Origin of the sequence: Sphingomonas panaciterrae, from assembly GCF_036890205.1 — a bacterium.
In the GTDB taxonomy this organism is placed as follows: Bacteria; Pseudomonadota; Alphaproteobacteria; order Sphingomonadales; family Sphingomonadaceae; genus Sphingomonas; species Sphingomonas panaciterrae.
This window is the reverse complement of the sequence record NZ_JAKNQR010000001.1, coordinates 759,078-783,216: the sequence shown is the minus strand read 5'-3', so window position 1 is coordinate 783,216 and position 24,139 is coordinate 759,078. Positions and strand designations below refer to the sequence as shown.

Annotated in this window: 20 protein-coding genes; 12 read left to right on the top strand and 8 right to left on the bottom strand. The window is 67.0% G+C overall.

The window, feature by feature from the left end; all coding sequences use genetic code 11:
• Nucleotides 1-7: 7 nt before the first annotated feature.
• Together murJ and secB are read right to left on the bottom strand one after the other, a co-directional pair.
• Nucleotides 8-1,567, bottom strand: a complete 1,560-nt coding sequence (gene murJ, locus L8F96_RS03835) for a murein biosynthesis integral membrane protein MurJ (protein WP_334655138.1) — start codon at nt 1,565-1,567, stop codon at nt 8-10.
• A gap of 172 nt (nt 1,568-1,739) precedes the next feature.
• Nucleotides 1,740-2,267 (bottom strand): protein-export chaperone SecB, encoded by a 528-nt coding sequence (gene secB, locus L8F96_RS03830; protein WP_125944296.1) that lies wholly within the window; start codon nt 2,265-2,267, stop codon nt 1,740-1,742.
• A 150-nt stretch (nt 2,268-2,417) separates the two neighbouring features.
• Here secB and L8F96_RS03825 point away from each other — a divergent pair, with 150 nt between their 5' ends.
• From L8F96_RS03825 to L8F96_RS03815, 3 genes are read left to right on the top strand one after another with little or no spacing between them, the layout of a single operon-like run.
• Nucleotides 2,418-3,062, top strand: coding sequence for a Tim44/TimA family putative adaptor protein (locus L8F96_RS03825; RefSeq protein ID WP_136450662.1), 645 nt, complete (start codon nt 2,418-2,420; stop codon nt 3,060-3,062).
• Nucleotides 3,062-4,315, top strand: a complete 1,254-nt coding sequence (mltA, locus tag L8F96_RS03820; protein WP_334655134.1) for a murein transglycosylase A — start codon at nt 3,062-3,064, stop codon at nt 4,313-4,315. The genes L8F96_RS03825 and mltA overlap by 1 nt, the downstream gene beginning before the upstream one ends.
• A 31-nt stretch (nt 4,316-4,346) precedes the next feature.
• Entirely contained in the window at nt 4,347-4,844 is a 498-nt protein-coding gene (locus L8F96_RS03815; protein ID WP_125944298.1) for a Smr/MutS family protein, read from the top strand.
• A gap of 6 nt (nt 4,845-4,850) precedes the next feature.
• On the opposite strand, the gene L8F96_RS03810 is transcribed toward L8F96_RS03815, so the two are convergent.
• Nucleotides 4,851-7,019, bottom strand: a complete 2,169-nt coding sequence (locus tag L8F96_RS03810) for a primosomal protein N' (RefSeq protein ID WP_334655133.1) — start codon at nt 7,017-7,019, stop codon at nt 4,851-4,853.
• A 58-nt stretch (nt 7,020-7,077) separates the two neighbouring features.
• Here L8F96_RS03810 and L8F96_RS03805 point away from each other — a divergent pair, with 58 nt between their 5' ends.
• The 4 genes from L8F96_RS03805 (at nt 7,078) to L8F96_RS03790 (ending at nt 12,634) form a co-directional block, all read left to right on the top strand.
• Nucleotides 7,078-7,962 (top strand): tyrosine-type recombinase/integrase, encoded by an 885-nt coding sequence (locus L8F96_RS03805; RefSeq protein ID WP_334655132.1) that lies wholly within the window; start codon nt 7,078-7,080, stop codon nt 7,960-7,962.
• Between the two features lie 509 nt (nt 7,963-8,471).
• Complete coding sequence (locus tag L8F96_RS03800) at nt 8,472-9,791, top strand: EAL domain-containing protein (protein ID WP_082102968.1); 1,320 nt, start codon at nt 8,472-8,474, stop codon at nt 9,789-9,791.
• Complete coding sequence (locus tag L8F96_RS03795) at nt 9,791-12,193, top strand: sensor histidine kinase (protein WP_334655131.1); 2,403 nt, start codon at nt 9,791-9,793, stop codon at nt 12,191-12,193. The genes L8F96_RS03800 and L8F96_RS03795 overlap by 1 nt, the downstream gene beginning before the upstream one ends.
• Nucleotides 12,194-12,247: 54 nt before the next feature.
• Entirely contained in the window at nt 12,248-12,634 is a 387-nt protein-coding gene (locus L8F96_RS03790; RefSeq protein ID WP_046409240.1) for a response regulator, read from the top strand.
• 20 nt (nt 12,635-12,654) lie between these two features.
• On the opposite strand, the gene L8F96_RS03785 is transcribed toward L8F96_RS03790, so the two are convergent.
• Complete coding sequence (locus tag L8F96_RS03785; protein WP_334655129.1) at nt 12,655-13,593, bottom strand: D-2-hydroxyacid dehydrogenase; 939 nt, start codon at nt 13,591-13,593, stop codon at nt 12,655-12,657.
• A 47-nt stretch (nt 13,594-13,640) separates the two neighbouring features.
• Here L8F96_RS03785 and L8F96_RS03780 point away from each other — a divergent pair, with 47 nt between their 5' ends.
• Nucleotides 13,641-14,603, top strand: a complete 963-nt coding sequence (locus tag L8F96_RS03780; protein WP_334655127.1) for a M48 family metallopeptidase — start codon at nt 13,641-13,643, stop codon at nt 14,601-14,603.
• Between the two features lie 12 nt (nt 14,604-14,615).
• On the opposite strand, the gene cysS is transcribed toward L8F96_RS03780, so the two are convergent.
• Nucleotides 14,616-16,046, bottom strand: a complete 1,431-nt coding sequence (cysS, locus tag L8F96_RS03775; protein ID WP_334655126.1) for a cysteine--tRNA ligase — start codon at nt 16,044-16,046, stop codon at nt 14,616-14,618.
• 197 nt (nt 16,047-16,243) lie between these two features.
• Between cysS and rpsU the strand changes: the two genes are divergently transcribed.
• Nucleotides 16,244-16,450 (top strand): 30S ribosomal protein S21, encoded by a 207-nt coding sequence (rpsU, locus tag L8F96_RS03770; protein ID WP_007404630.1) that lies wholly within the window; start codon nt 16,244-16,246, stop codon nt 16,448-16,450.
• A gap of 114 nt (nt 16,451-16,564) precedes the next feature.
• Nucleotides 16,565-17,137, top strand: coding sequence for an FKBP-type peptidyl-prolyl cis-trans isomerase (locus tag L8F96_RS03765; protein ID WP_046409243.1), 573 nt, complete (start codon nt 16,565-16,567; stop codon nt 17,135-17,137).
• Nucleotides 17,138-17,417: 280 nt separating this feature from the next.
• Here the strand turns inward: L8F96_RS03765 and L8F96_RS03760 are convergent, their stop codons facing one another.
• Together L8F96_RS03760 and L8F96_RS03755 are read right to left on the bottom strand one after the other, a co-directional pair.
• A complete protein-coding gene (locus L8F96_RS03760; RefSeq protein WP_046409244.1) occupies nt 17,418-17,714 on the bottom strand; it encodes an EthD family reductase in 297 nt (98 codons plus the stop codon).
• Nucleotides 17,715-17,775: 61 nt separating this feature from the next.
• Nucleotides 17,776-19,206 (bottom strand): aldehyde dehydrogenase family protein, encoded by a 1,431-nt coding sequence (locus L8F96_RS03755; protein ID WP_046409245.1) that lies wholly within the window; start codon nt 19,204-19,206, stop codon nt 17,776-17,778.
• Between the two features lie 211 nt (nt 19,207-19,417).
• On the opposite strand from L8F96_RS03755, the gene L8F96_RS03750 reads away from it, so the two are divergent.
• Nucleotides 19,418-20,353, top strand: a complete 936-nt coding sequence (locus L8F96_RS03750; RefSeq protein ID WP_334655125.1) for a right-handed parallel beta-helix repeat-containing protein — start codon at nt 19,418-19,420, stop codon at nt 20,351-20,353.
• A 52-nt stretch (nt 20,354-20,405) separates the two neighbouring features.
• Here L8F96_RS03750 and L8F96_RS03745 read toward each other — a convergent pair whose 3' ends face one another.
• Entirely contained in the window at nt 20,406-22,058 is a 1,653-nt protein-coding gene (locus tag L8F96_RS03745; RefSeq protein WP_334655630.1) for an alkaline phosphatase family protein, read from the bottom strand.
• 89 nt (nt 22,059-22,147) lie between these two features.
• Here L8F96_RS03745 and L8F96_RS03740 point away from each other — a divergent pair, with 89 nt between their 5' ends.
• On the top strand, nt 22,148-24,133 hold the full coding sequence (locus L8F96_RS03740) for a protein-disulfide reductase DsbD family protein (protein WP_417158941.1): 1,986 nt from the start codon (nt 22,148-22,150) through the stop codon (nt 24,131-24,133).
• Nucleotides 24,134-24,139 lie beyond the last annotated feature (6 nt).

Sequence of the window (24,139 nt, the reverse complement as noted above, 5' to 3'; positions counted from 1 at the left end):
GGGGATCCTATCGACGAACAAGCCTTCTGACGTCGGCCATCCGAAAGGCGCCGAACAGGAAGGTGGCGGCGAAATAGACCAGCGCACCCGCGCTGACCAGCACCAGCATCGCGCCCCAGCGGTGCAGGCTCGGCCCGGTGGTATAGGGGCGGAACAGGTCATTGGCGAACCACATGACGACGCCCATCAGCAGCGCCGCCAGCACCAGCCGCCACGCCCGCCGCTTGAGCTGCGCGTCGGCGACGAAATGCCCCTTCGCCACCAGCGCACGCCACAGCAGGACGACGTTGACCGTGGAGGCAAGCGCCGTCGCCAGCGGCGGCCCCATATGCCCCAGCGGGTAGATGAAGGCGAGGTTGAGCACCAGGTTCACCACCATCGACGCGGTGGCATAGCGCACCGGCGTGCGCGTATCCTGCCGCGCGTAGAAACCGGGGGTCAGCACCTTGACCAGGATGTACGCCGGCAGCCCGATCGAGAAGGCGGCGAGCGACTGCGCCGTCGCCACCGTGTCCGCCGGGGTAAAGGCGCCATGCTGGAACAGCGCGGCGACGATCGGCTGGCCGCACACGATCAGCGCGGCGGTCGCCGGCAATGTCAGGAACAGCGCCAGCTCCATGCCCCGGTTCTGCGTCTCCATCGCCGCTGCGTCCTCGCCCCGGCCAAGCTGCGCGGAAATCGTCGGGAGAAGGACGGTGCCAAGGCCGATCCCGATCAGGCCCAGCGGCAATTGGTTCAGCCGGTCGGCATAATAAATGTAGCTGACGGATCCCGCGGACAGCAGGCTCGCCGCCAGCGCGGTGGAAATGACGAGGTTGATCTGCACCGCGCCGGCGCCCGCCGCGGTCGGCCAGATCAGCGACATCAGCCGCTTCACGTCCGGCGTCAGCGTCGGCCGCTTCAGCTTCAGCACCACGCCCGCCTTGCGGCACGCCCAGATCAGCCAGATCAGCTGCAACGCGCCCGATACCGTCACCGCGATCGCCTGGTTGCGCGCGGTCACCAGATTGTCCTGATGATGGAAGAACAGCAGCGCCGCGATCAGCGTCAGGTTGAGGAGGATCGGCGCCGCCGCCGCGACCCAGAAACGGTGCAGCGAATTGAGGATCCCGCCCAGCAGCGACACCAGGCTGATCAGCATCAGATAGGGAAAGGTCAGCCGCGACAGTTCGACGGCATAGGCGAATTCCGCCCGCGTCGCATCGTTGAACCCGCCTGACAGCAGCCAGGTCACCGGCCAGGCGGCCAGCTCCATGACGATCGTGAAGAAGATCAGCACGGGCACCAGGATCGACAGCGTATCGCTGGCAAAGCCGATCCCGTCGTTCAGCCCGCGGCCGTCCTTGTCGGCGACCTTGCGGTTGAACAGCGGGATGAAGGCGGCGGAAAAGGCGCCTTCCGCGAACAATGCCCGAAACATGTTGGGCAGGCGGAACGCGATCAGGAAGGCGTCGGAGGCAAATCCTGCACCGACGAAGCGCGCGAACAGCGAATCGCGCACCAGCCCGAGGATTCGGCTGGCCAGGGTCAGCCCGCCAACGGAGCCGAGCGCACGCGTCAGGTTCATCGTGTCAGGTTCCACTCGCCGGATGGCCGTGGCGCCCGCTTGGTGATGCGCGTGGTCGCCCGCTGGATCGCCCGCTTGGTCATTGCCGGCCGGCGGCGGGCGCGCCGGTCAGAAGGCCGTTCGCGGGCCGGCACGTCACAGCGCCAGCCCGCGATCATGGCCCCAGTCAGGTTCAGGCCTGGCCGAAATTGCCCGAGGCGATCTGCGCGTCGCGCTGCTCGGCCTGCTGCATGTACAGCGAGTTGAAATCGATCGGCTCCAGCAGCAGCGGCGGGAAGCCGCCGTCGCGGATCGTGTCGGCGACGACGCGGCGCGCGAACGGGAACAGCAGGCGCGGTGCCTCCCCCAGCAGGAACGGCTGCAGCGCGTCCATCGGCACGTTGCGCACGCCGAACAGGCCGGCATAGGCCAGCTCGACGAGGAAGGTGACGCGGCCCTGCGTCTCGGCGCGAACCTCGATCTTCAGCGTCACTTCATGCGCGTCATCGGCCACCTGGTTGGCGGCGATGTCGAACTGGACGTTGATTTCCGGGCCCTGTGCGTCCTGGAAGACGGCCGGTGCGTTCGGGTTCTCGAACGACAGGTCCTTCACATATTGCGACAGCAGGCCGACGGCGGGGGCATTGTCCGCGCCGTTGGGCAGCGCGCCGTCCTGGCCGGGTTGGTTGCCGATTCCGGCGCCGTTGTCCTGCTCGTCCATGTCAATCTTCCTTGAGGATGATGGGGGCGCGGGGTGCCGCGCACATGCGGCCAGCGCCTAGCAGGGGGCAAAGGCGGATTCAACGCCGGCACCCATTTGAAACGTGGCGCGTTGCGCCCTATGTTGGAACCTTAGCGTATCGGAGGTCGGGTGTTCTACATAGTCCTTCTTGCGATGGTTGCGGCATTCCTTGCGCTCCGGCTCTATTCGGTGCTGGGCAAGCGTACGGGACATGAGCAGCCATTGCCCAAGCCGGCGGAGGACCGCGTCGTGGCCAGTGCATTGCCGCGCGCCGTGGAAACGACCGCCGAACCGCGTGAGCCGGTGGTGAAGCCTTTCGAGGGTAATGCCGAGCCTGGCATTCGCGCGATCATCGCGGCCGAACAGGGCTTTGACGTCAATCGCTTCGTCGATGGCGCGCAGGCGGCGTACCGCATGATTCTGGAGGCCTTCTGGAAGGGTGACGAGGATACGCTCCGCGATCTCGTCTCGCCCGATGTCGGCCGTGCGTTCAGCGATGCGATCGCTGCGCGCCAGGCCGCGGGGCAGGTGCTCGACAATCGACTGGTGTCGATCGACAAGGCGACCATCACGGGTGCCTCGCTGCAGGGTAAGGAAGCACGAATCACCGTTCGCTTCGACGCGCTGATCGCCGCGGTGACGCGCGATGCGGAGGGCAATGTGATCGCCGGCTCGACCAGCGACGCGCTCGAAACCCACGACATCTGGACCTTCGCCCGCACGCTGCGCAGCAGCGATCCCAACTGGAAGCTGTCGGACACCGACGAAGCGTGATGCATCTTCGGGGGGGGATTACGCTGGCCGCGGCGCTGGCGCTGTCGGCCTGTGTCGGCGGCGTCGTGCCGCCAACGCCGGGTTCGGCGCCGCCGCGCGGCACGTCCCAGCAACAGCCACCGCGCACCAGCGGCCCGGTGCGCCAGCCCACGCCCGCGACGCCGATGGCGCCGCTGCCGGCCACGACCAACGCTGGTGCCACCACTGCCGTCGCTGCCGGCCTTGCGGCGGGGCCTTCGGTCGCCGGCCTGCCGATCACCCGCGATGCCGCGGCCCGCGCGCTGGCCGCCTTCCGCATCAGCTGCCCCTCGCTGGTCCGCCGCACCGACCCCACCGGGCTGACGCGCGGCGCCGACTGGAAACCCGCCTGTGACGCCGCGGCGCGTGGCGGCGACCCGCGCGATTTCTTCACCCGCTGGTTCGAAACCGTGCAGGTCGGCGACGGCAAGGCATTCGCCACCGGCTATTACATCCCTGAAATCGCCGGCTCGCGCACGCACCGCCCGGGCTATGCGCCGATCTACGGCCGCCCCAGCGATCTCGTCGATGTCGATCTCGGCCAGTTTTCCGAGGCGCTGAAGGGCAAGAAGATTCGCGGCCGCGTCGAAGGCACCAATTTCGTGCCTTATTACGATCGCACCATGATCGAGGAAGGCGCGCTTTCCGGTAAGGCGCGGATCCTCGGCTATGCCGTCGATCCGGTGGAGCTGTTCTTCCTTCAGGTGCAGGGCTCGGGCCTCGTCCGCATGCCCGACGGCCAGGTGCTGCGGATCGGCTATGAAACGCAGAACGGCCGCGATTATACCGGCATCGGCAAGCTGATGCTCGATCGAGGGCTGATCGGCCGCGGCGAGGCGAGCATGCAGGGCATCGTCGCCTGGCTCCACGCCAATCCCGCGCAGGGGCGGGAGATCATGCGCGAGAACAAGAGCTACGTCTTCTTCCGCGAACTCGACGGGCCACCGCTCGGCGCGATGGGCCTGCCGGTCTCCGATCAGGCGACGGTCGCCGCTGACGTGCGCTTCGTGCCGCTCGGCGCGCCGGTGTTCCTGTCGATGGACCGCACCGACGCGACTGGCCTCTGGGTGGCGCAGGATACCGGCGGCGCGATCAAGGGCACCAACCGCTTCGACACCTTCTGGGGCGCTGGCGACGAGGCCCGCGCGATCGCCGGCGGGATGAGCGCACGCGGCACCGCATTCCTGCTGGTGCCGGTGGGCACGCTGGCCCGGATCGGTGTCGCGCGCCCTTGATCCCGATGAGGCCGCGCTCTGGGCGCGGGTGATGGCCACCGTCCGTCCGCTGCGCGCGGCGGCGGTGACGATCGTGCCGCGTCCGGTGCCGGGGCCGGCACCGGTTGATCGCAGGCCAAAAGTCTCCGCAAACAGGCCGATTACCCCCGCCAAGACCCCGCCGCCCGCGCGCCCGGGGCCGGGCGTCACCCTGGATGGCGGCTGGGACAAGCGTCTGTCGCGCGGCCTGGTCAGCCCCGACGCGACCATCGACCTCCACGGCCACACGCTCCATTCCGCCTATGACATGCTCGACGGCGCACTCGCCCGATCGATCGCCCACGGCGACCGGGTGGTGCTTCTGGTGACCGGAAAACCGCCCCGCCCCGAGAGCGAACGCCCCCACGCCCGCGGTGCGATTCGCGCTGCGATCGGCGACTGGCTGGCCGGCTCCCGCCACGCCTCCGCCATCGCCGCGGTTCGCAACGCGCACCCTCGTCATGGCGGGCAGGGCGCGCTCTACATCGTCCTGCGCCGCCCTCGCACCTGACGGCGGCTAGAGGAAACTGTACGGGTCGACGTCCACTGCCACCCGCACCTTGATGGGCCAGTCGAGTGCCCCCAGCCAGTCGCGAATCACGTCCTGCACGTCCAGCGTGCGCTTGGCATGCACCAGCAGCCGGAACCGATGCCGCCCGCGCAGCATCGCAAGCGGGGCGGGGGCTGGGCCATAGACATGCATCCCCTCCACCTTCGGCGCGCTCCGCCCGATCAGCCGCGCCGTTTCCTGCGCCGCGGCGCTATCCTCGCTCGACACGATGATCGCCGCATAGCGCCCGAACGGCGGCGCCCCGGCATCCTGCCGCGCCTCCACCTCCGCGGCGTAAAAGGCATCCGCATCCCCGGTGATCAGCGCCTGCATCACCTGCGCCCCGGGCGAATGAGTCTGGATAAACACGCGGCCCGGCTTCTCGCCACGCCCGGCCCGGCCCGACACCTGCCGGATCTGCTGAAATGTCCGCTCCGCCGCGCGCAGATCGCCGCCCTCCAGCCCCAGATCCGCGTCGATCACGCCGACCAGCGTCAGGTTGGGGAAGTGATAGCCCTTGGTCACCAATTGCGTGCCGACCACGATGTCGATCGCGCCCGCCTCCATCCGCGCGACGAACTCGGCGGCCTTAGCCGGTGACCAGATCGTGTCGGACGTGACGATCGCCACTCGTGCGTCCGGAAACAGCGCCGTCGCCTCATCAGCGATCCGTTCCACCCCGGGCCCACACGCAACCAGGCTGTCCTCTTCCCCACATTCCGGGCAGGCGCGCGGGATCGGTTCGACATGGCCGCAATGGTGGCACGCGAGCCGCCGCGTCAGGCGATGCTCCACCATCCAGGCGGTACAATTCGGGCATTGGAAACGATGCCCGCAATGTCGGCAGAGCGTCAGCGGCGCATAGCCGCGGCGGTTCAGGAACAGCAACGACTGCTCGCCCCGCTCAAGCGTCTCCTCGATCGCCTTCACCAGCGGCGGCGCGATCCAGCGGCCCCGATCCGGCTTGTGCTCCAGCAGGTCGATCGCCTCGATCGCCGGCATGGTCGCCGCACCGAACCGCCCCGGCAACTTCACCTCGGCATAATTGCCCAGCGTCACTTGCTGCCGTGTCTCGATCGCTGGCGTGGCGGACGCGAGGATCACCGGGCATTGCTCGAACTTGCCGCGCATCACCGCCACATCGCGCGCGTGATAATGAACGCCATCTTCCTGTTTGAAGCTCGTCTCATGAGCTTCGTCGACGACGATCAGCCCCAGATCGGCATAGGGCAGGAACAAGGCCGATCGCGCGCCCACGGTAACCCGGGCTTCGCCGCTGGCGATGGCGCGCCACGCGCGCCGCCGCTGCGTCGATCGCAAGCCGGAGTGCCAGGGGACTGGCTCGCAGCCGAAGCGGTCGTGGAACCGCCGAAGGAACGGCTCGGTCAGCGCAATCTCGGGCAACAGCACCAGCACCTGACGCCCCCGGCGCAGCGCCTCGGCGACCGCCTCGAAATAAACCTCCGTCTTGCCCGATCCGGTTACACCATCGAGCAATGTGGGACGAAACGCCCCGGCAGCCACATCGCCGACGAGCGAATCAGCGGCCGCACGCTGGTTCTCGGACAGGACGGGGGCAGCAAAATCGGGGGCCGGCACCGGAAAGGGGCTGTCGATATCAACCTCGACACTCTCGATCGCCCCCAGCTTCACCAGCCCGCGAATCACCCCGTCCGATACATCGGCCATGGTCGCGAGTTCGCGGATCAGGCCCTGACGATCCCCGATCCGCTCCAGCGCCTGCTCGCGCTGCGGGGTCATCCGCTCTGGCCGGTGTCCTGTCGCGCGATATTCCGTCGCCAGCCGCGATCCCTCCAGCGCGGACGTTGAGGAAAGCGCCATGCGCAGCACAGACGCTGGCGGCGCGAGATAATAATCCGCCGTCCATTCGATCAGCCGGCGGAGCGCCAGGCGTAGTGGTGGCGCGTCGGCAACGGCCAGCAGGTTACGCAGGCGATTGTCGCCCACCTCCGCATCGGACGGCATCCGCTCCGGCTCCCACACCACCCCGACCAGCTGCCGGGGCCCGAGCGGCGCGACGACAATCGACCCTGGCTCGACCGACATGCCATGCGGCACTCGGTAATCCAGCGGGCCAAGGGCAGCATTGAGGAGGAGGACACGGGCACGGGACATCGGCCTGCGCATATGGGGCGCAGGCGACTCGGAGGAAAGCAGGTGATACGGTTTTGCGGTGGAAGACCTGCCCGCCCGCTTCGCCGAGCATCTGATTCGGGACAGACGCCGCTCGATCCACACGGTCCGGGCGTATCGCGCCACGGCACAGCGCCTGGTGGACTTCCTGCAGGATCATCTCGGCATGCCGGTCGGTCGCGCGGAACTCGCCGGCCTGACGCCCGCGGACCTTCGCGCTTTCCTCGCGCGGCGCCGGGGCGAGGGGCTTTCCAACGCCTCGGCGGCGCGCGAATTGTCGGCGGCGCGGGCTTTCTTGGAATGGGGCACCGGCGCCAGCGGCGTCCCGATGCTCAAGGGCCCTCGAGTACGCAAGGGCGTGCCGCGCGCCGTTGCGCCGCATGAGGCAGTCGCGCTTGCGGAAGAAGTGGCGGAGGGCGCGGCAGAGCCATGGATCGGCCAGCGCGACTGGGCCTTGCTGCTCCTGCTCTACGGGGCGGGGCTGCGAATCGGGGAGGCGCTGGGGCTCACGGGCGCCGTCCTGCCGCTGGGAGAGACGATCCGCGTCACCGGGAAACGCGACAAGCAACGCATCGTGCCGTTGATCCCCCCGGTCCGCAGTGCGCTCGACGCCTATCTGGCCGCCGTCCCTTGGCCGATCGACCGTGAATCACCCTTGTTCCGCGGGCAACGGGGCGGGCCACTGTCGCCCGGCGTAGTGCGTGCAAAGGTAAGGGCGGCGCGCGGCGCGCTGGGCTTGCCCAACCGAACGACGCCGCACGCGCTGCGGCATTCGTTCGCGACTCATTTGCTGGGCCGGGGCGCGGATCTGCGCGCGCTACAGGAATTGCTTGGTCACGCCAGCCTGAGTTCGACTCAGATCTATACCGCGGTCGATGCGGCGCACCTTCTCGACGTCTACCGACACGCTCATCCGCGCGGCTGAGGGCACGCCCGAGAACGACCCCTCCCGCATTGCACGGCACGTCTTCTTTTCATGTCGTCTGGCGGAGCGCCGTTCTTCTGCCCGAGGGCGGCTGATGCACCGGCCGAACCAGGCCGGTCACCTGCACAAGACAGGAAAAAGCCCCCATCGCTGACGATGAGGGCTCCCTGTTCCATTAGCGCAAGACGCTAATCTTAACATGTGTTGGTCCGCAAATGCGAACCAGTCCGGCTGTTGATCGGAAAAATACTGCCTAGCCGCAGTTCTGCCGATCAACCTGACCGAACGAAACCCTTACCAGGGCTTGATTTCGGTGCCGTAGATCAGCGCGATGATGAAAGCGAGCATGTTGAACTCCCTAGTTTTTTAGCACCTTTGACGGTGCATGCTGTGATTTAACGATTTGTTTACCATATCACAAGCGCATTCATTCGGCCCATCTTGATCGTCCCGACTTTGGACGGTGATTAAAGGTATGTTTAGGCATGGTGCGCTAGCTGCGGCACGGTATGGCTGGCCCCGGCTCACAACCCGAAGTCCCCGCGTCGCGAGAGCAGGCGCTGGCAACGCTTTCCGCTTTGGCGGCGCAACGTCCCGCCTGGCGGTTTCTGGTCCTCGCGGAGATTGCCAATTTCGCGCGTGTCAGACGGCATCTTGGCTGCGCGCGCGCCGATCTCCTGATCACCGATGTCCAATCCCGCATTGAGGCTGCGCTGCCTGATCTGCGCCTTCTCGTTACCGGCAGAACCAGCATCGAGATTGCGTTCGAGGGCGGTCGAGCGGCGGACCTGGATGAGACGTTGGATCGCCTGCGCGATCTGTGTGAGCCGATGTTCGATCTGGACGGCGAAATGTATCAGGTCGATGTCGTGTTCGGCGCAGCGGCTGGCCGCGTGCCGCAAACCGATGAACTCAGGCTGGTTGAGGAGGCAGAGGCGGCGCTGGTCGAGGCCCGGTCGGCACACTCGCCGGTGCGGCATGATCTGGTGGGCCCGGAAGCGCGTGACATTCGCCGCGTGGCGGATGAACTGCGCACGGCGATTGCCGAGGATCAGCTGCTGCTCGCCTATCAGCCGAAGATCCACGTTCGGCGGCAGGAGATCAGTAGCGCCGAAGCACTTGTACGCTGGCACCATCCCGAGCGCGGCCTCGTGCTGCCGGGCGACTTCATCGGCGCGGCAGAGGACGGCGAGGTCATCGACCTGCTAACGCTGTGGACCATTCGCCGCGCGATCGACGATCAGCGCACGCTGCTCGCTGCCGGGCATGACCTGCGCATCTTCATCAATATCTCGGGTCAGCTGCTTGCCGATCAGGCCTTCGTCGATGCCACCTGCCGGCTCGTTGCCGAGGCGGACGCCAAGCTCGGGTTCGAGGTGACCGAAACCTCCGTCATCCGCGATCCCGAATCGGCGATCGCCAACCTGCAACGCTTCGCCGACATTGGCATCATCGTCGCAATCGACGATTACGGCGCCGGCCTGTCGAGCTTGGCGTATCTGAAGCAGCTGCCGGCTCGGGAGCTGAAGATCGACAAGCTCTTCGTCACGCAGCTGACCAGCTCGAACCGCGATCCCCTCATCGTGCGCTCGACGATCGACCTGGCGCATGCCCTGGAGATGGAGGTCGTCGCCGAAGGCGTGGAAACGCATGCGGCTCTCGCCTTACTGACCGTCATGGGGTGTGACATGGTGCAGGGATTCCTCATCAGTCGCCCGGTCGCGCTGCCGGCGCTGATGGCCTTCCTTGAGGAGGACCAGCACCATCATGTCTCGCGAGATAGCCGCGCTTCATTCAACGGGTTGGCGACGGCGTGGAAGCGCGGGTGATGACGCGGGGCTTCCTGGCCCGCATTGTCGCAAGCATCCTCCCGCTGCTTCTCGCGGGAACTGCGCTTGCAGCGTCGACGCGCGACGCGCGATTTGACGTCATGATCGCGGGGATCAAGGCGGAGATACTGACGGATCCCGCGAGTGCCGTCGATCAAGCGTCTGCCGCATTGGATTACGCCCGGCGGGCCAAGTCGCCGCACATGGAGGCGACTACGCGATGGCTGCGCGGGGAGGCGAGGAGCCGTATCATCCAACACCAGGCTGCGGAGCAGGACCTTGCAGCCGCCCGCGTCCTCGTTGAGCGCACTGCGCCGAGATCACAGTTGAATGCCGACATTCTCCTCTCAGAGGGCGGTGTTCTGTATGCGACGGGCAAATTGGCTCGTGCGCTCGACGATCTGCGCCGAGCGCACGACATGTTCCGCGAATTGGGCGACACGCGCGGGCGCGCAAAAGCGCTGATCATGCTCGCCGTCGTTCACTCGATTGGCAAAGACCATGCGACGGCGTTGCGCTATTTCGATCAAGCGTTGGAGGTTTACCGCGGCGACCCAGGCTTGTTGGTGTCGATCCATAATGGTCGCGGCCTTGCTCTCAAGGATCTCGGCCGGTTGGCCCAGGCCGAGGCGGAATTCGGAAAAGCTCTGCACTACGCAGCGCAGATGAAGAGCAAGCTGGTATATGCTCAAGCCCTGACAAATATTGCTGATGTCCGGCTTGATCGTGGCAAGACCGTGAGCGCGGATGACGCCATCGATGAAGGTCTGGCCTTAACGCGCCAACCTGGAGCATCCTCCTATCATCCCAGCTTTGTCGTTCTTGCGGCAGATGCGGCAATACGGCGTGGTGCGGTCGGTACCGCCGAGCGGCTGATCTCGCAGCGCTTCGCCGGGACGGATCTCACCGCCACGCTGTCTCCTGACCGTCAGGCACATGATGTTGCGTACAAGATCTACTCAAAGGCGGGCCGCAGCGATCTCGCCCTCCAGCACCTGGCCGCGCTGAAGCGGCTCGATGATCTCGCAACCGAGACCGCGCGCTCCAACAGTGCCGCAATCGCCGCGGCGCGGTTCGACTTCGCCAATCAGGAACTGCGCATCGCCCAGTTGAAAGCGGCCGATCTCCAGAAGACCGTCGCGTTTGAACGCGCACGCACGCAGACGCAACAATGGATCACGCTCGGGGTGGGCGCAACGACGCTCCTGATCATCGGCCTGCTGGCATTCGGCCTGATCACCATCCGGCGCAGCCGTAACGCGCTCGCGCGAACCAATATCGCGCTCGGCAAGGCACTCACGGCGAAGACCGAGTTCCTCGCGACCACCAGCCACGAGATCCGTACCCCGCTCAACGGCATCCTCGGCATGACGCAGGTGATGCTCGCCGACGAGCGGCTGGATGCGCCGACACGCGATCGGCTGTCTGTCGTTCAGGGCGCGGGCATCACGATGCGGGCACTGGTCGACGACATACTCGACGTCGCCAAGATCGAAACGGGCAAGATGACGTTGGAGGAAGCGCCGACCGATATCCGGCGCGTGCTCGAGGAAGCGGGCCAATTGTGGGTCGGCCCCGCGCGCGACAAGAAGCTGACGTTTGACCTCGCCATTGCCGATGCGCCGCAATGGGCGCTGGTCGACGGCATGCGCTTGCGCCAGATCATCTTCAACCTGCTTTCCAATGCGGTGAAGTTCACGCCCGCCGGCTCGGTGCGGGTCGAGGCCGCGGTGCACGGCGATCGCTGGCGGCTGACCGTCGCCGATACCGGGATCGGTATCGCCCCTGACAAGCACGAGATCATCTTCGAACCGTTTCGACAGGCCGATACGGGCACGACGCGCCAGTTCGGCGGCACGGGGCTGGGCCTGTCGATCTGCCGCAACCTGTCGCGCGCGATGGGGGGCGACGTCACCGTCTCCAGCGAAGAGGGCCAGGGAGCGACCTTCACGCTCGAGTTGCCGTATCAACCCGCCGCGCCCGCGGAGGAGGCTTTACCACAGCCGGCAGGCGAGGGTGTGCTGGTGATCGACCGCAATCCCATCACCCGCGCGATGTTCAAGGCGCTGCTCGAGCCGCGCGGCGGCGCCGTGGCCTTTGCAGCGAGCGCCAACGAAGCAACCGAAATACTGGCCAACCGCCAGCCCGCCGTCGTGCTGATCGATCATGCAACGCTTCAAGCTGTGGAGAATGCAGCGGCTGCGGTGGAGGAGATCGCAGCAGCCGCCCCGCACGCCAGGATCTCGTTGCTCGGCCCGACGATGGCCGAGGAAGAGCAGTCCGCACTTGCCGCATCAGGCGTGTCGCAGTTCATCGTAAAGCCCATCGCCAAGGATAACTTGGTTAACGCCGTTTTCGGAGCCGAACAGAACGCAACTGGACTTGTCTCCGAGGCGGCTTGAGACGATAATAGTATCGGCAATGGAACAATCAGACTGCCCCTCCGGCAAACGCCCATGAACGTCCTTTTCATCGAGGACGACAGGATGAATCGTCGGGTCGTCCGCGACATGCTTCACGTGGCGGGTGCCGACATGATCGAGGCGGAAAGCGCAGAAGAGGGGCTCCGGCTGCTCGATGGGCAGGATTTCGACATGCTCCTCGTCGATCTGCGCATGCCGGGCATGGATGGTATCACCGCGATTCGTCACATTCGCGCGCGCCCTGATCAGAAGGGCCGGGTGCCCATCATCGTGGTGACGGCCGACACCGCGGTCGACTTGCGCGAACGCTGTCTCGCGGCGGGCGCTGATGATGTGATCTTCAAGCCCGTCGCGATGGACAATCTGTTTGATGCCATGGGTCGGGTGCTGGCCGCCGACGAGGGCGGCCTGATCGGCTGATCGCGGACCTTTGCCGCGGCTCAATAGCCGCGGTCGAGATCGGCGACATTCTCCATCGGCTGTCCCGCACGGAAAGCGGCCAGGTTGCGCAGGAACAAAGCGGCTGCGCGCTGGAACATCTTGGTCTGGCTGCGGCCCGACAGATGCATCGAGATCATGCAATTGGGCGCGGTCCACAGCGGATGATCCGCGGGCAGCGGCTCCGGGTTCGTCGGGTCGAGGAAGGCGCCGCCGATCGACCCGCTCGACAATGCTGACAGCAGCGCGTCGTCATCGATCATGTCGCCGCGAGCGATGTTGATCAGCCATGCACCGCGCTTCATCGACGCGAGCTCCGCCGCCCCGATCATCGCCTTCGTCTCGCTGGTCGACGGCGCGGCCAGGATCACCCAGTCGTAATCGCCCAGCTGCGCGCGCCATGCGTCCGGGGTCAGCGTCCCGTCGCTGCCGGACCGGGTGACACCCGTCACCTCAACGCCGAACGCCGCCAGCCGCTCGCCGATCAAGCGGCCAATCGCGCCATAGCCGATGATGATCGCCTTGGTGTCGGCAAGCTCGATCTTGCCCGGCGAGTCGCGCAGCCACTCGGCGCGATCCTGGGCGCGCACCACTTCGTCGAAGCGCTTGGCCGCGGCCAACACGCCCAACACGGCATATTCCGCCACCGCAATGGCATTGATCCCGACGCCATTGGTCAACGTCGCCTCGCGTTCGCGCAGCGTGTCGAGCGGAAAGGCATCCAGTCCGGCATAGATCGTCGTCACCCAGCGCAGCGCCGGCCCCGCGGCGCGCAGCGTTTCCTCGGTCAGCCGCGTCGGCTGCATGTCCACCCAGGCAATCTCCGCGTCGCCGATCATCTCCTTGGCGTCGGCGGGGCTGGACCACCATGCCACCTCCAGATCGTGCGGGAGCTGCGATTCCAGCAGCGGACGGGCGAGCGCGGGGAGAACAGCCTTCATGGACAAGGGTGATAGCGCGTGATCCAGGGGTCGCCTATCATCAACGCGTGATTGCCTTACTCATCGCCACCGCCGCCCCGATGCCCGCTCCGGCCGGGGGGCTCGACGCCGCCAGCCTTGAAGCACTGCGCGCGATCGATCTACGCCTCGCCACCATCGCGCACCGCCTGGTCACTGCCAACGCGCCCTTGTGCCAGGATCAGGCGCCGGCGACCGGCATGGTGGTTCATGCGATCAACCAATATGATCGCGATACCCAGCCTGCCGCACGGCAGGTGTTCGGCTTCTCCGCCCCGATCGCCGTAGAGGGCGTGGTGCCTGGCTCGCCCGCGGCGGCGGCGGGCGTCTCCGCTGATGATGGCCTGCTGTCGATCGGCCCGCGCGCGCTGACCGCGTCCACTGCGCCGCCCTCCAGCGTTGATCGCGATTTGGCGCTCTCGCTTCTGGAAGGGGCCGCGTCACCTGTTCGCGTTACGGTAACGCGCGGCGGCGGCGAGGCACGGGACATCGCGATCAACGCGCCCGCCGGCTGTCGCAGCCGGTTCGAGGTTCTGCTCGGCCCCGCGATGACGGCGCAGGCGGATGGCAAGGTCGTGCAGATCGGCGTCCGCTTCTTTGAGCGCTATCGCGATGACGAGGTCGCCGTGATCGTCGCGCATGAACTGGCCCACAACATCCTGCGCCACCGCGTCCGGCTGGAGGCGGCGGGCGTAAAGGGCGGCCTGCTAGGCGAGATCGGCCGCAACGCCAGCCTCGGGCAGGCGGCGGAGCTTGAGGCCGATCAACTGGGCGTCGTCCTGCTCTACAATGCCGGCTATGATTCGGCGTCCGCCGCGCGCTTCTGGCAGCAGCGCGGTGGCGACATCGATGGTGGGCTGTTCCGCAGCCGCACCCATCCGGCAACGAAGCGGCGCGTCGCCGCGATCGACACCGCGGCCGCGTCACTCACAGAGCAACAGCGCCCCGTCATCCCGCCAATCCTCGCACGGCGCGACCAGCCGATGAAGTAAACGGCCGGCCGCTCAGGCGGCCGGCACGCGCCAGTCCCAGCCCAGCGGATCGCCGTCCATCACCTCGACGCCGGCGGCCGCAAGCTCGTCGCGAATCGCGTCGGACGCGGCAAAGTCCTTCGCGGCGCGCGCTGCCTTGCGCTCCTCAAGCCGTGCCTCGATCACCTCCGCCGTGATCGTCGCCGTGGACGGCGGGACGCGAATGTCCTCGCGCCGCAGCGTATCGAGCGGCAGGCCCAGAACCTCGACAAAGTCACCCATCGCAGCCAGCCGGTCGCCGGCCGACACCTTCTTGTCTCCCAGCAACGCGTCGAGCACGGGCAGCACGCGAGGCGTTGCCAGATCGTCGGAGATGGCGGCATCAAGCTGCGCGCGATACTCGGCAGCAGAGCCCTTGGACCGGCCGTCCGCGCGCGACCGCAAACCTTCGATCGCCTGCACCATCCGCTTCAATCGCACCTGTGCCGCGGCCAGATTCTCCCACGAGAACTCCAGCTCGCTGCGATAATGCGCCTGCAGGCACAGCATCCGGTACGACAGCGGATGGTAGCCACGGTCCACGAGCGCTTGCAGCGTCAGGAACTCTCCCGACGACTTGCTCATCTTGCCCGCCCGCTCGACCAGGAAGTTGTTGTGCATCCAGAAGGCGGCACCCGTGTCGGCGCAGTCGCAATGCGCCTGATTCTGCGCGATCTCGTTGGGATGGTGGATCTCGCGATGGTCGATCCCGCCGGTATGGATGTCGAACGATTCGCCCAGATACTTCTGGCTCATCACCGAACATTCCAGATGCCAGCCCGGCGCGCCGCGGCCCCACGGCGAATCCCATTCCATCTGGCGGTTCTCGCCCGGCGCGGAGGTGCGCCAGATCGCGAAATCCTGCGCATGGCGCTTGCCGTCGACCGGATCGATCCGGCTTTCTCCCGCATCGTCCTTCAATCGCGCAAGACGGCCATAATCCGGCACCGTCGTCACATCGAAGTACAGCCCGCTTTCTAGACGGTAGCAATGCTTCGCCTCGATCGCGGCGGCGAAATCGATCATCTCCGCGATGTGATCGGTCGCCAGCGGCAGGTGAGTCGGGCTGCGGATGTTGAGATCCGCCAGGTTGCGCTTGAACGCGTCGGTATAATGGCGCGCGATCGCCCAAATGTCCTGACCCGCCCGGCGGGCGGCCGCTTCCATCTTGTCGTCACCGGCGTCGGCATCCGACGTCAAATGGCCGACGTCGGTGATGTTGATGACATGGGTCAGGTCGTAGCCCTTCCACGTCAGCGTGCGCGACAGCGTGTCGGTGAACACATAAGCGCGCAGATTGCCGATATGCGCGTAATTGTAGACGGTCGGGCCGCAGGAATAGACTCGCACCCCGCGCTGCGGATCAAGCGGTTCGAACACGCGCAGGGAGCGCGACAGGCTGTCGTACAGCGATAACGGCGTCATGCCCGCGCTCTACCCGCGTGATCGGCGGCCGAAAAGGGCGGGTCTGGCGCTGTGATGTAATCGCCACAGACCAGCGGGTTGCACGGGTGGCGGGCTGGTGGTAGACGCAGCGGGTTCACGGCGCAGGCGATGCTTGGTGCCGCCGTTTCCGTTTGACGGAATCGGGCTGTTTCAGATCTCGGAGAAGTGTCGGTTTTATGCAGATCATCGTTCGCGACAACAACGTCGACCAGGCCCTGCGTGCGCTCAAGAAGAAGCTGCAGCGTGAAGGCGTGTACCGCGAGATGAAGTTGCGCCGCCACTATGAGAAGCCGTCGGAAAAGCGCGCTCGCGAGCGTGCCGCTGCGGTCCGTCGTGCGCGCAAGCTGGAGCGCAAGCGCGCCGAGCGTGACGGCGCCCGGTAAGAACCGGCTTTCTCGAGTCGGCTCGCCGCCAACAGTGCTGGCCGACTCGATCAAACATATCTGATGTTGCCACCCGGGGGCGGTACACCGCGTCCGGCCTTTACGGGGATCGCCATGTCGACCGTTACCGCTGTTCCGATCGCTCCGGTGAAGCGCAGCTATGTCGTCTGGTTGATCGTGGGCATCATCGCCGCGGTCATGGCCGCGGCCGCGCTGGCGGTGCAGGGGGATGATTTCCTTACCCGCAACGCCCGTGCCAAGGGCGTTGTGACGACGCCGTCCGGCCTTCAGTATCAGGTGATCGAGCCGGGTTCGGGGGCGAAGCCGACCGACACCGACGTTGCGCTGGTGATGTATGAGGGGAAGCTCCTCGACGGCACCACTTTCGACAAGTCGCAGCAGCCGACTCCCTTTCCCGTCACCGGCGTCGTTCCGGGCTTCTCCGAAGGCCTGAAGCTGATGCCGAAGGGGGCGAAGTACCGCTTCTGGATCAAGCCTGAGCTTGGCTATGGCGCTGAGACCAAGGGGCCGATCCCGGGCAATTCCACGCTCGTGTTCGATGTCGAGCTGCTCGATTTCCTGCCTGAGGCGGTGATCCGCCAGCTTCAGCAGCAGCAGATGGGCGGCGCGGCCGGCATGCCGGGTGCTGCGATGCCGGGTGCCGAGGCCCCGCCGCAGGGTCGCTGATCCTCGCACGAACCTGAGTGATTTCGCACCGTCGTCGCTCCTAGCGGCGGCGGTGTTTTCTCATGTGCCACACGGCCTTCGACGCGAACGGGCTCTTGACCGAGACAGCCGTGGTCGCGGCCGATCAGTCGCGCGGCGTTGCGCCTATCCGGAGGGAGTGGCCCGGCTCACAGGTCTAAGGGGCACTGCAGTGGCAGCGATCGTCGCGCCCGCATTCGCAGATAATCAGCATCGACTGGACGCCCCCAGCCGGCGCCTTGCCGACCGGGGGCTCCGGCGCTCAGAGCGCCCGGCCAACCATGATGGTGGGCGTGATGTCGGTGAAGTTGGGCACGTCGGCCTGAAGCTCGCCGATGCGCGGATTGGCCATCGCCTGGCCCATGCTTTCGGGCGAGGCGAAATGGAAGTGCGCGATCAGCGCAAAGGGCGCAGCCCCGCCGCCCGGCGCCTGGCCTTCGATCAGCTCGACTCGCTCGGGCTGCCAGATCTCCTTGGCGAGCTCGGCGTGCTTCGCCTTGTAATAGCTCGCGTCAAACTTCGCCCCGTCGTGATTCGGGTACAGAACACTGACGATCATTTTCCTCTCCCCTCAAGAAAACGGGCGCCCCCTTGTGTGGAGACGCCCGCGATTGTTTTCATCAGGCGGCGTTTTCGCCGATGATGGTCTTCACTTCCATGAAGTCTGTCAGGCCCCATTTGCCGCCCTCGCGGCCGTTGCCCGAGGATTTGTAGCCGCCAAAGGGCGTTGCGCCGTTCGGTCCCCAGGCGTTGATGGTGACAAGGCCCGCGCGCAGCTTGCCGGCGATCTTGGACGCCTCGGCGGGATCGCCGGAGATGGTCGCCGACAGGCCGTAATCGGTGTCGTTGGCCATTTCGACGGCCTGCTCGCTGTCCTCATAGGTGGTGATCGTCGCGACGGGCCCGAAGGTTTCCTCGCGATAGATGCGCATGTCGGGGGTCACGTCAGCGAGGACGGTCGGCTTCACATAATAGCCGGCATTGCGGCCATCGGGACGACCCACGCCGCCGGTGACGAGACGTGCGCCTTCGTCGAGCGCCGACTGGATCAGGTCCTGGATCTTCTCGAACTGGGCCTTGTTGACGACCGGACCGATGTGCGCGCCCTGCTTGTCGGGGCTGTCGACCTGGGTCGCCTCCATGATCGCCTTCACGACCTCCTCGGCCTCGTTCACCTGGCTCTTGTGGACCAGGAGGCGGGTAGGGGCGATGCAGCTCTGGCCGGTGTTGGCGATAACGCCGGCGAGCGTCGGTGGCAGGACTTCGCCCAGCTTCGCGCCTTCCAGCACCACGTTCGGCGCCTTGCCGCCCAGTTCCTGGTGGACGCGCTTGACCGTCGCGGCGGCCGCGGTCGCGACGGCAACGCCTGCGCGGGTCGAGCCGGTGAAGCTCACCATGTCGACGTCCTTGTGCGCCGAAAGCGCCGCGCCGACCGTCGGGCCGTCACCATTGACCAGGTTGAACACGCCCGCCGGCACGCCAGCCTCTTCCAGAATCTCGGCCAGGATCATGGCGTTGGTAGGGGCTTCTTCCGACGGCTTCAGAACCATCGTGTTGCCCGCTGCCAGCGCCGGGGCGACCTTGGCGCAGATCTGGTTCAGCGGCCAGTTCCACGGCGTGATCATCGCCACGACGCCGATCGGCTCATGGACGACGCGCGCGCCCTTGGCGGCCTGTTCGGAGAAGCTGAATTCCTTCAGCGCGGCGAGCGTGCCCATGAAATGGCCAAGGCCAGCGGGTGCCTGTGCCATGTTGGCGAAGGAGATCGGCGCACCCATTTCGCGGCTCGTCGCAGCGGCCAGGTCGGGGATGCGTGCCTTGTAGCCGGCGATGATCCGCTCGAGCAGCGCGATGCGGTCCTCGACCGTCGACTGCGACCAGGTCTTGAACGCCTTCTTCGCGGCGGCCACTGCCTTGTTGACGTCCGCCTCGCTGCCCAGCGTGATTTCGGTGGTGGGCTGCTCGGTCGCGGGATCGATCACTTCGTGGCGCTTGCCGCCTTCGCTGTCGACCCAGGCGCCGTCGATATAATGTTTCAGATAGCTCTGCATGATGCCTCTCCGTCTCTTGAAATCGGCGTTTCCTTCATGTGTGGGGCGCGATTAAGTCAGTTGCAACAGGAAACGCGACACGTTGCGGCCGTGCCGCGACGGGACAAGGGGGGTGGCCGTCATGGGCTGCGCCGCCCGCCCCGCGCCACTATCGCACCGGGAGCCTGCCCGCCGCGCGGCCCGACGCGGTGACCGACAAAGGGACCCGACCATGCGCACCGCTTCCGCCCTCCTTGCGCTTCTCCTCGCCGCCCCGGTGGCCAGCCAGCAGCGCGCGGCGCCATTCACGGTGGCGGAGACGGGCGAGGCCTACGGAACGCTGGATGATGCGCTTCAGGCCAATCGCGGGCGCGACTTCACCGTGCTGATCGCGCCCGGCACCTACCGCGAATGTGCGATCCAGCAGGCCGGGCGCGTCACGTTCAAGGCGGTGGAGCCCGGTACCGCGATCTTCGAGGGCGCGTGCGAGGGGAAGGCGGCGCTGGTGCTGCGCGGCAACGGATCGACCGTCGACGGCCTCGTCTTCCGCGGCATCCGCGTGCCGGACGGCAATGGCGCGGGCATCCGCATCGAGATCGGCGACCTGGTGGTGCGCAACTCGATGTTCCTCGTCAGCCAGGAGGGGATCCTGGGTGCGACCGACGATCCGGCCAGCGTCACGATCGATCGCTCGACCTTCTCGGGCCTTGGCCAATGCCATGAGACGGAGGATTGCGCCCATTCGATCTATCTCGCCAACCGCGGCAGCGTGACGATCACCAATTCGCGGTTCGAGCGCGGGGAGGGCGGCCATTATGTGAAGCTGCGCGCCCCGCGCGTGCGCATCATCGACAACAGCTTCGACGACAGCGCCGGCAACCGCACCAATTACATGATCGATCTGCCGGAGGGCGGCACCGGGGAGATCGCGCGCAACACCTTCGTGCAGGGACCGCGCAAGGAAAACTGGGGCGGCATGATCGTGGTCTCGGCCGAACAGCGCAAATACAGCGCGGCCGGCCTTTCCATCCACGACAATGTCGCCAGCCTCGCGCCCGGGCAGCAGAAAAGCCCCGCCTTTGTCGCCAACGTCAGCGGTGACCGGCTGGCGGTCGGCACCAATCAGCTCGGCGCCGGCGTGCGTGCCTATGAGGTGCGCCAGCCCTGATGGGGGCGAAGAACGCCGGCTGCCACCCTGACAGCCGGCGCTCCGCCGTCGATTAGCGGCAGGTGTCGCCCGACCCGCTGTCCAGATCGAGGCAGCGGCCATCCAGCCCCTTTACCGGCAGATTGATCGTCGCGGCCAGCGTCGGGACGATGTCCACCGTTTCGATCGACTGCGGCTGTTCAAAGCCGGCCATCCCCTTGCGCCAGAACAGGATCGGCACGCGGCGGTCGTAATCCCACGGGCTGCCATGCGTGGCGACATAGCCCGGACCCGGCTTCGCAATTCCGCTGACGCGCGGCTTCAGCATGATCAGCAAGTCGCCCGAGCGTTCGGGATCGTAGGAGGCGTGGGCGCGCTGCTCCAGCGTCCAGGCTTCGGGCGGCAGGTCCGGGATCGTCGCCGCCGCGATCTGCTCGCGGGTCAGAACGGTGGCGACCTGCGGGAAGGCGCTGATCCGCTTCACCGCCTCGGCGAGCACCGCCTTGCGGCGGTTCGCCGGCACCGTGTTGGAGACATAGACGTCACCTTCCGAACCCAGCAGAACCGGTCCGGCGATACGCAGCTGCTTGCCGATCTCGGCGCCGATGTCGCGCACCGACAGCGCGGGGGTGACTCGCGTCTCGCCCGGCATGCCGCGCTGCTGCTGCCGCTCGGTCGCGTCATGGCCGCCATGGTCGGCGGTCAGCACCACCTGATAGTCGATCCCCCAAGAATCGAGCGCGGCGAAAAAGCCGCCGAGCGTCTTGTCGAGCTCCGCCATCTGCAGGCACATCTCGCCGCCGCCCGGGCCATAGCCGTGCCCGACGTAATCGGTCGCCGACGCGCCGATCGAGATGATGTCGGGCGCATCGCCCTTGCCAAGCTTCATGTCCTGGATCAGCCCGGCGGCGATCGCGAACACCGCCCCATCAAGCGCTGGGGAACCGCGGAACGCCCGCAAGTCCCCTGCCGCGCGGGCAAAGCGACCGTCGCCGATCGTCTGGCCGCCAACCGTGATCGGCTGCATCAGCGGCCGGCAGAAGGCGGGCACCGCCAGCGGCTCCTGCGGCTGCGCGATCAGGCGGGCGACTGCCTCGCGCCCGCGCTGCACCGCTGGCGGCACGGGACGCTGGTCATAGGAAACGAAATCCTTGCCGTCCCAGAACCACAATTCGTCCACCTTGTGGCCGCCCATCATGATCGCGGCGCGATCCTTGCCCGCGACCGAGACGACCCGGCTGGCGGGGTTCGCCGCCTTCATCATCTCGCCCAGCGTCGGCACCTTCAGGTGAAGATCCGCGACCTTGTAGTTGCGGTGGTCGGTCCCGGGGATCCGCTCATCCTCGGAGCAATAGACTTCCTTGTCCTCGCGCGGCGCGTCCTGGTTGATCCAGTTGTTGGCGATGATGCCGGTGCGGCCCGGCCGCATCCCGGTCAGGATCGTCGAATGGCCGGGGCACGTCTCGGTCGCGGCGTGGCTCTGATAACCCGCGGGGAACACCGCGCCCTGCAACAGCCGCGCAAAGCCGTCGGTGAAGCGGTTGCGATATTGCGCAAAGAGATTGGCGGAGAATTGGTCCACCGAAATCGCGACGATCAGCTTGGGCGGGGTACGCGGGGTGACCGCATTGGCAGGTGCGGGCGGCTGGGCGGATTCGAGAACCGCCTCCTGCGCGGCAGCCGGAAGCGCGATGGAGGCAAGAAGCGCGGCGAGAAGAGCTTTCATCATGAACCTTGGTGCTTGGCGACGAGGCGGGGTATGTGCCGGGCATGACGGCGAGGCAAGCTTGGGTAGCGACCCTGTTTTTCATGGTCATGACGGTGCTGGCGACTGTCGCGCCGGCGCAGACCCGTCATGTGGCGATCACCCTGGTGCCCGAGACGGCGCGCCCGGCCGCCGGCAGCACCGTGACGCTCGCGTTCGATTCGCGGCCTGAGCCGGAATGGCACGGCTATTGGCGCAATCCGGGCGACGCCGGGATCGAAACTCAGCTCGACTGGAAACTGCCCGACGGCGTGAGCGCGGGCGATCTGCGCTATCCGGTGCCCGAGCGGCTGATCGTCGGCGGGCTGATGAACTATGTCTATGAGGCGCCCTTCGCCCAGCTGGTCGACCTGAAGATCCCCGCTGGCCTGCCCGCCGGCACGCGCCTGCCGGTGTCGGTGAAGGCGGACTATCTGGTCTGCACCAAGGAGATCTGCGTCCCCGAAAGCCAGACGCTGTCGACCGAACTCGTCGTCGGTGACGGCGCGGTTGATCCTGCGACCCGCGCGCGCTTCGACCAATGGCGCCAGAAGCTGCCCCGGCCCTTGGGTTCGACCGCGACATGGCAGGCAGCGGATGGCCAGTTCCGCCTCGCCGTGCCGTTCCCTGCCGATGCGTCCATTCGCGACGCCTATTTCTACCCGCTCGCCGGTGGCGCGATCGATTATGCCGCGCCGCAGAGCGTGACTCGCGATGGCGACCAGCTCGTCGTCGCGACAAAGGCCGCATCGACCCCGGCGACTGGCGCGCTCGAGGGCGTGCTGGCGACCGGCGACGGGCAGGGCTTCGCGATCAGCGCCAACCCGGGCACCGTCGCTGCGCCGGCGCCCGCTGCAGCGACGGGCGCGCTGATGCCCGCGCTGCTCGCCTTTGCCGGGGCATTGCTCGGCGGCCTGCTGCTCAACATCATGCCCTGCGTCTTCCCGATCCTCAGCCTGAAGGCGCTGGGGCTCGCGCGTTCGGGTGAGACGGAGAGCGCGGCGCGGCGCGAGGCGCTGGCCTATACCGCCGGTGTCGTGCTGGTCTGCCTGGCGCTGGGCGGCGTGCTGCTCGCCTTGCGCGCGGGCGGCGCCAGTGTCGGCTGGGCGTTCCAGTTGCAGGATCCGCGCGTCATCGGCGTGCTCCTGCTGCTGGTCATGGGGATCGCGCTCAACTTGGCGGGGCTGTTCGAGCTGCCGACGCCGCGCTTCGCCAGCCGATCGGGTGCCGGCGGCGCCTTCGCCACCGGCGCGCTGGCGGCGTTCGTGGCGACGCCGTGCACCGGGCCGTTCATGGGGGCGGCGCTGGGCGCGGCGCTGGTCCTCCCGCCGCTTGCCGCGATGCTGGTGTTTGCCGGGCTGGGGCTCGGCATCGCGCTGCCGTTCCTCGCGATCGGCTTCGTCCCCGCGCTGCGCCGCCGCTTGCCCAAGCCCGGGCCGTGGATGGCGCGGCTGCGGCGCATCCTGTCGGTGCCGATGTTCCTCACCGCGCTGGCGCTCGCCTGGGTGCTCGGGCGTCAGGCGGGCGTCGACGGGATGACGATCGGGCTCGGCGCCACCTTGCTCGCCGCCTTCGGCCTGTGGTGGTCCGGCCGCCGCCAGGCCGCGGGCCGCGAGCGTGTGTGGTGGCCGGCAGTGCCGGCGCTTGCGCTGGCGATGGCCGGCGTGCTGCTGGTCCGTGCAGCGCCGCCCGCTGCCGCGGTCGCCTCTGCCACCGATGAGCCCTTCACCGAGGAGCGACTCGCCGCGTTGCGTGCCGAGGGGCGGCCAGTGTTCGCCTATTTCACCGCCGACTGGTGCGTGACGTGCAAGGTGAATGAGAAAACCGCGATCGAGACCGACGCCGCGCGCCAGGCCTTTGCCGATGGCAATGTCGCGGTGCTGGTGGGCGACTGGACCGACGGCGAGCCCGCGCTCGGCCGCTTCATCGAGGCGCACAACCGCGCCGGCGTGCCGCTCTATCTCTGGTATCCGAAGGGCGCCGATCGTCCGCAGGTCTTGCCGCAATTGCTGACCAGCGGCATGCTTGCGGCATTGCCGGGGGGCACGAAGAGTTGAGGAGAG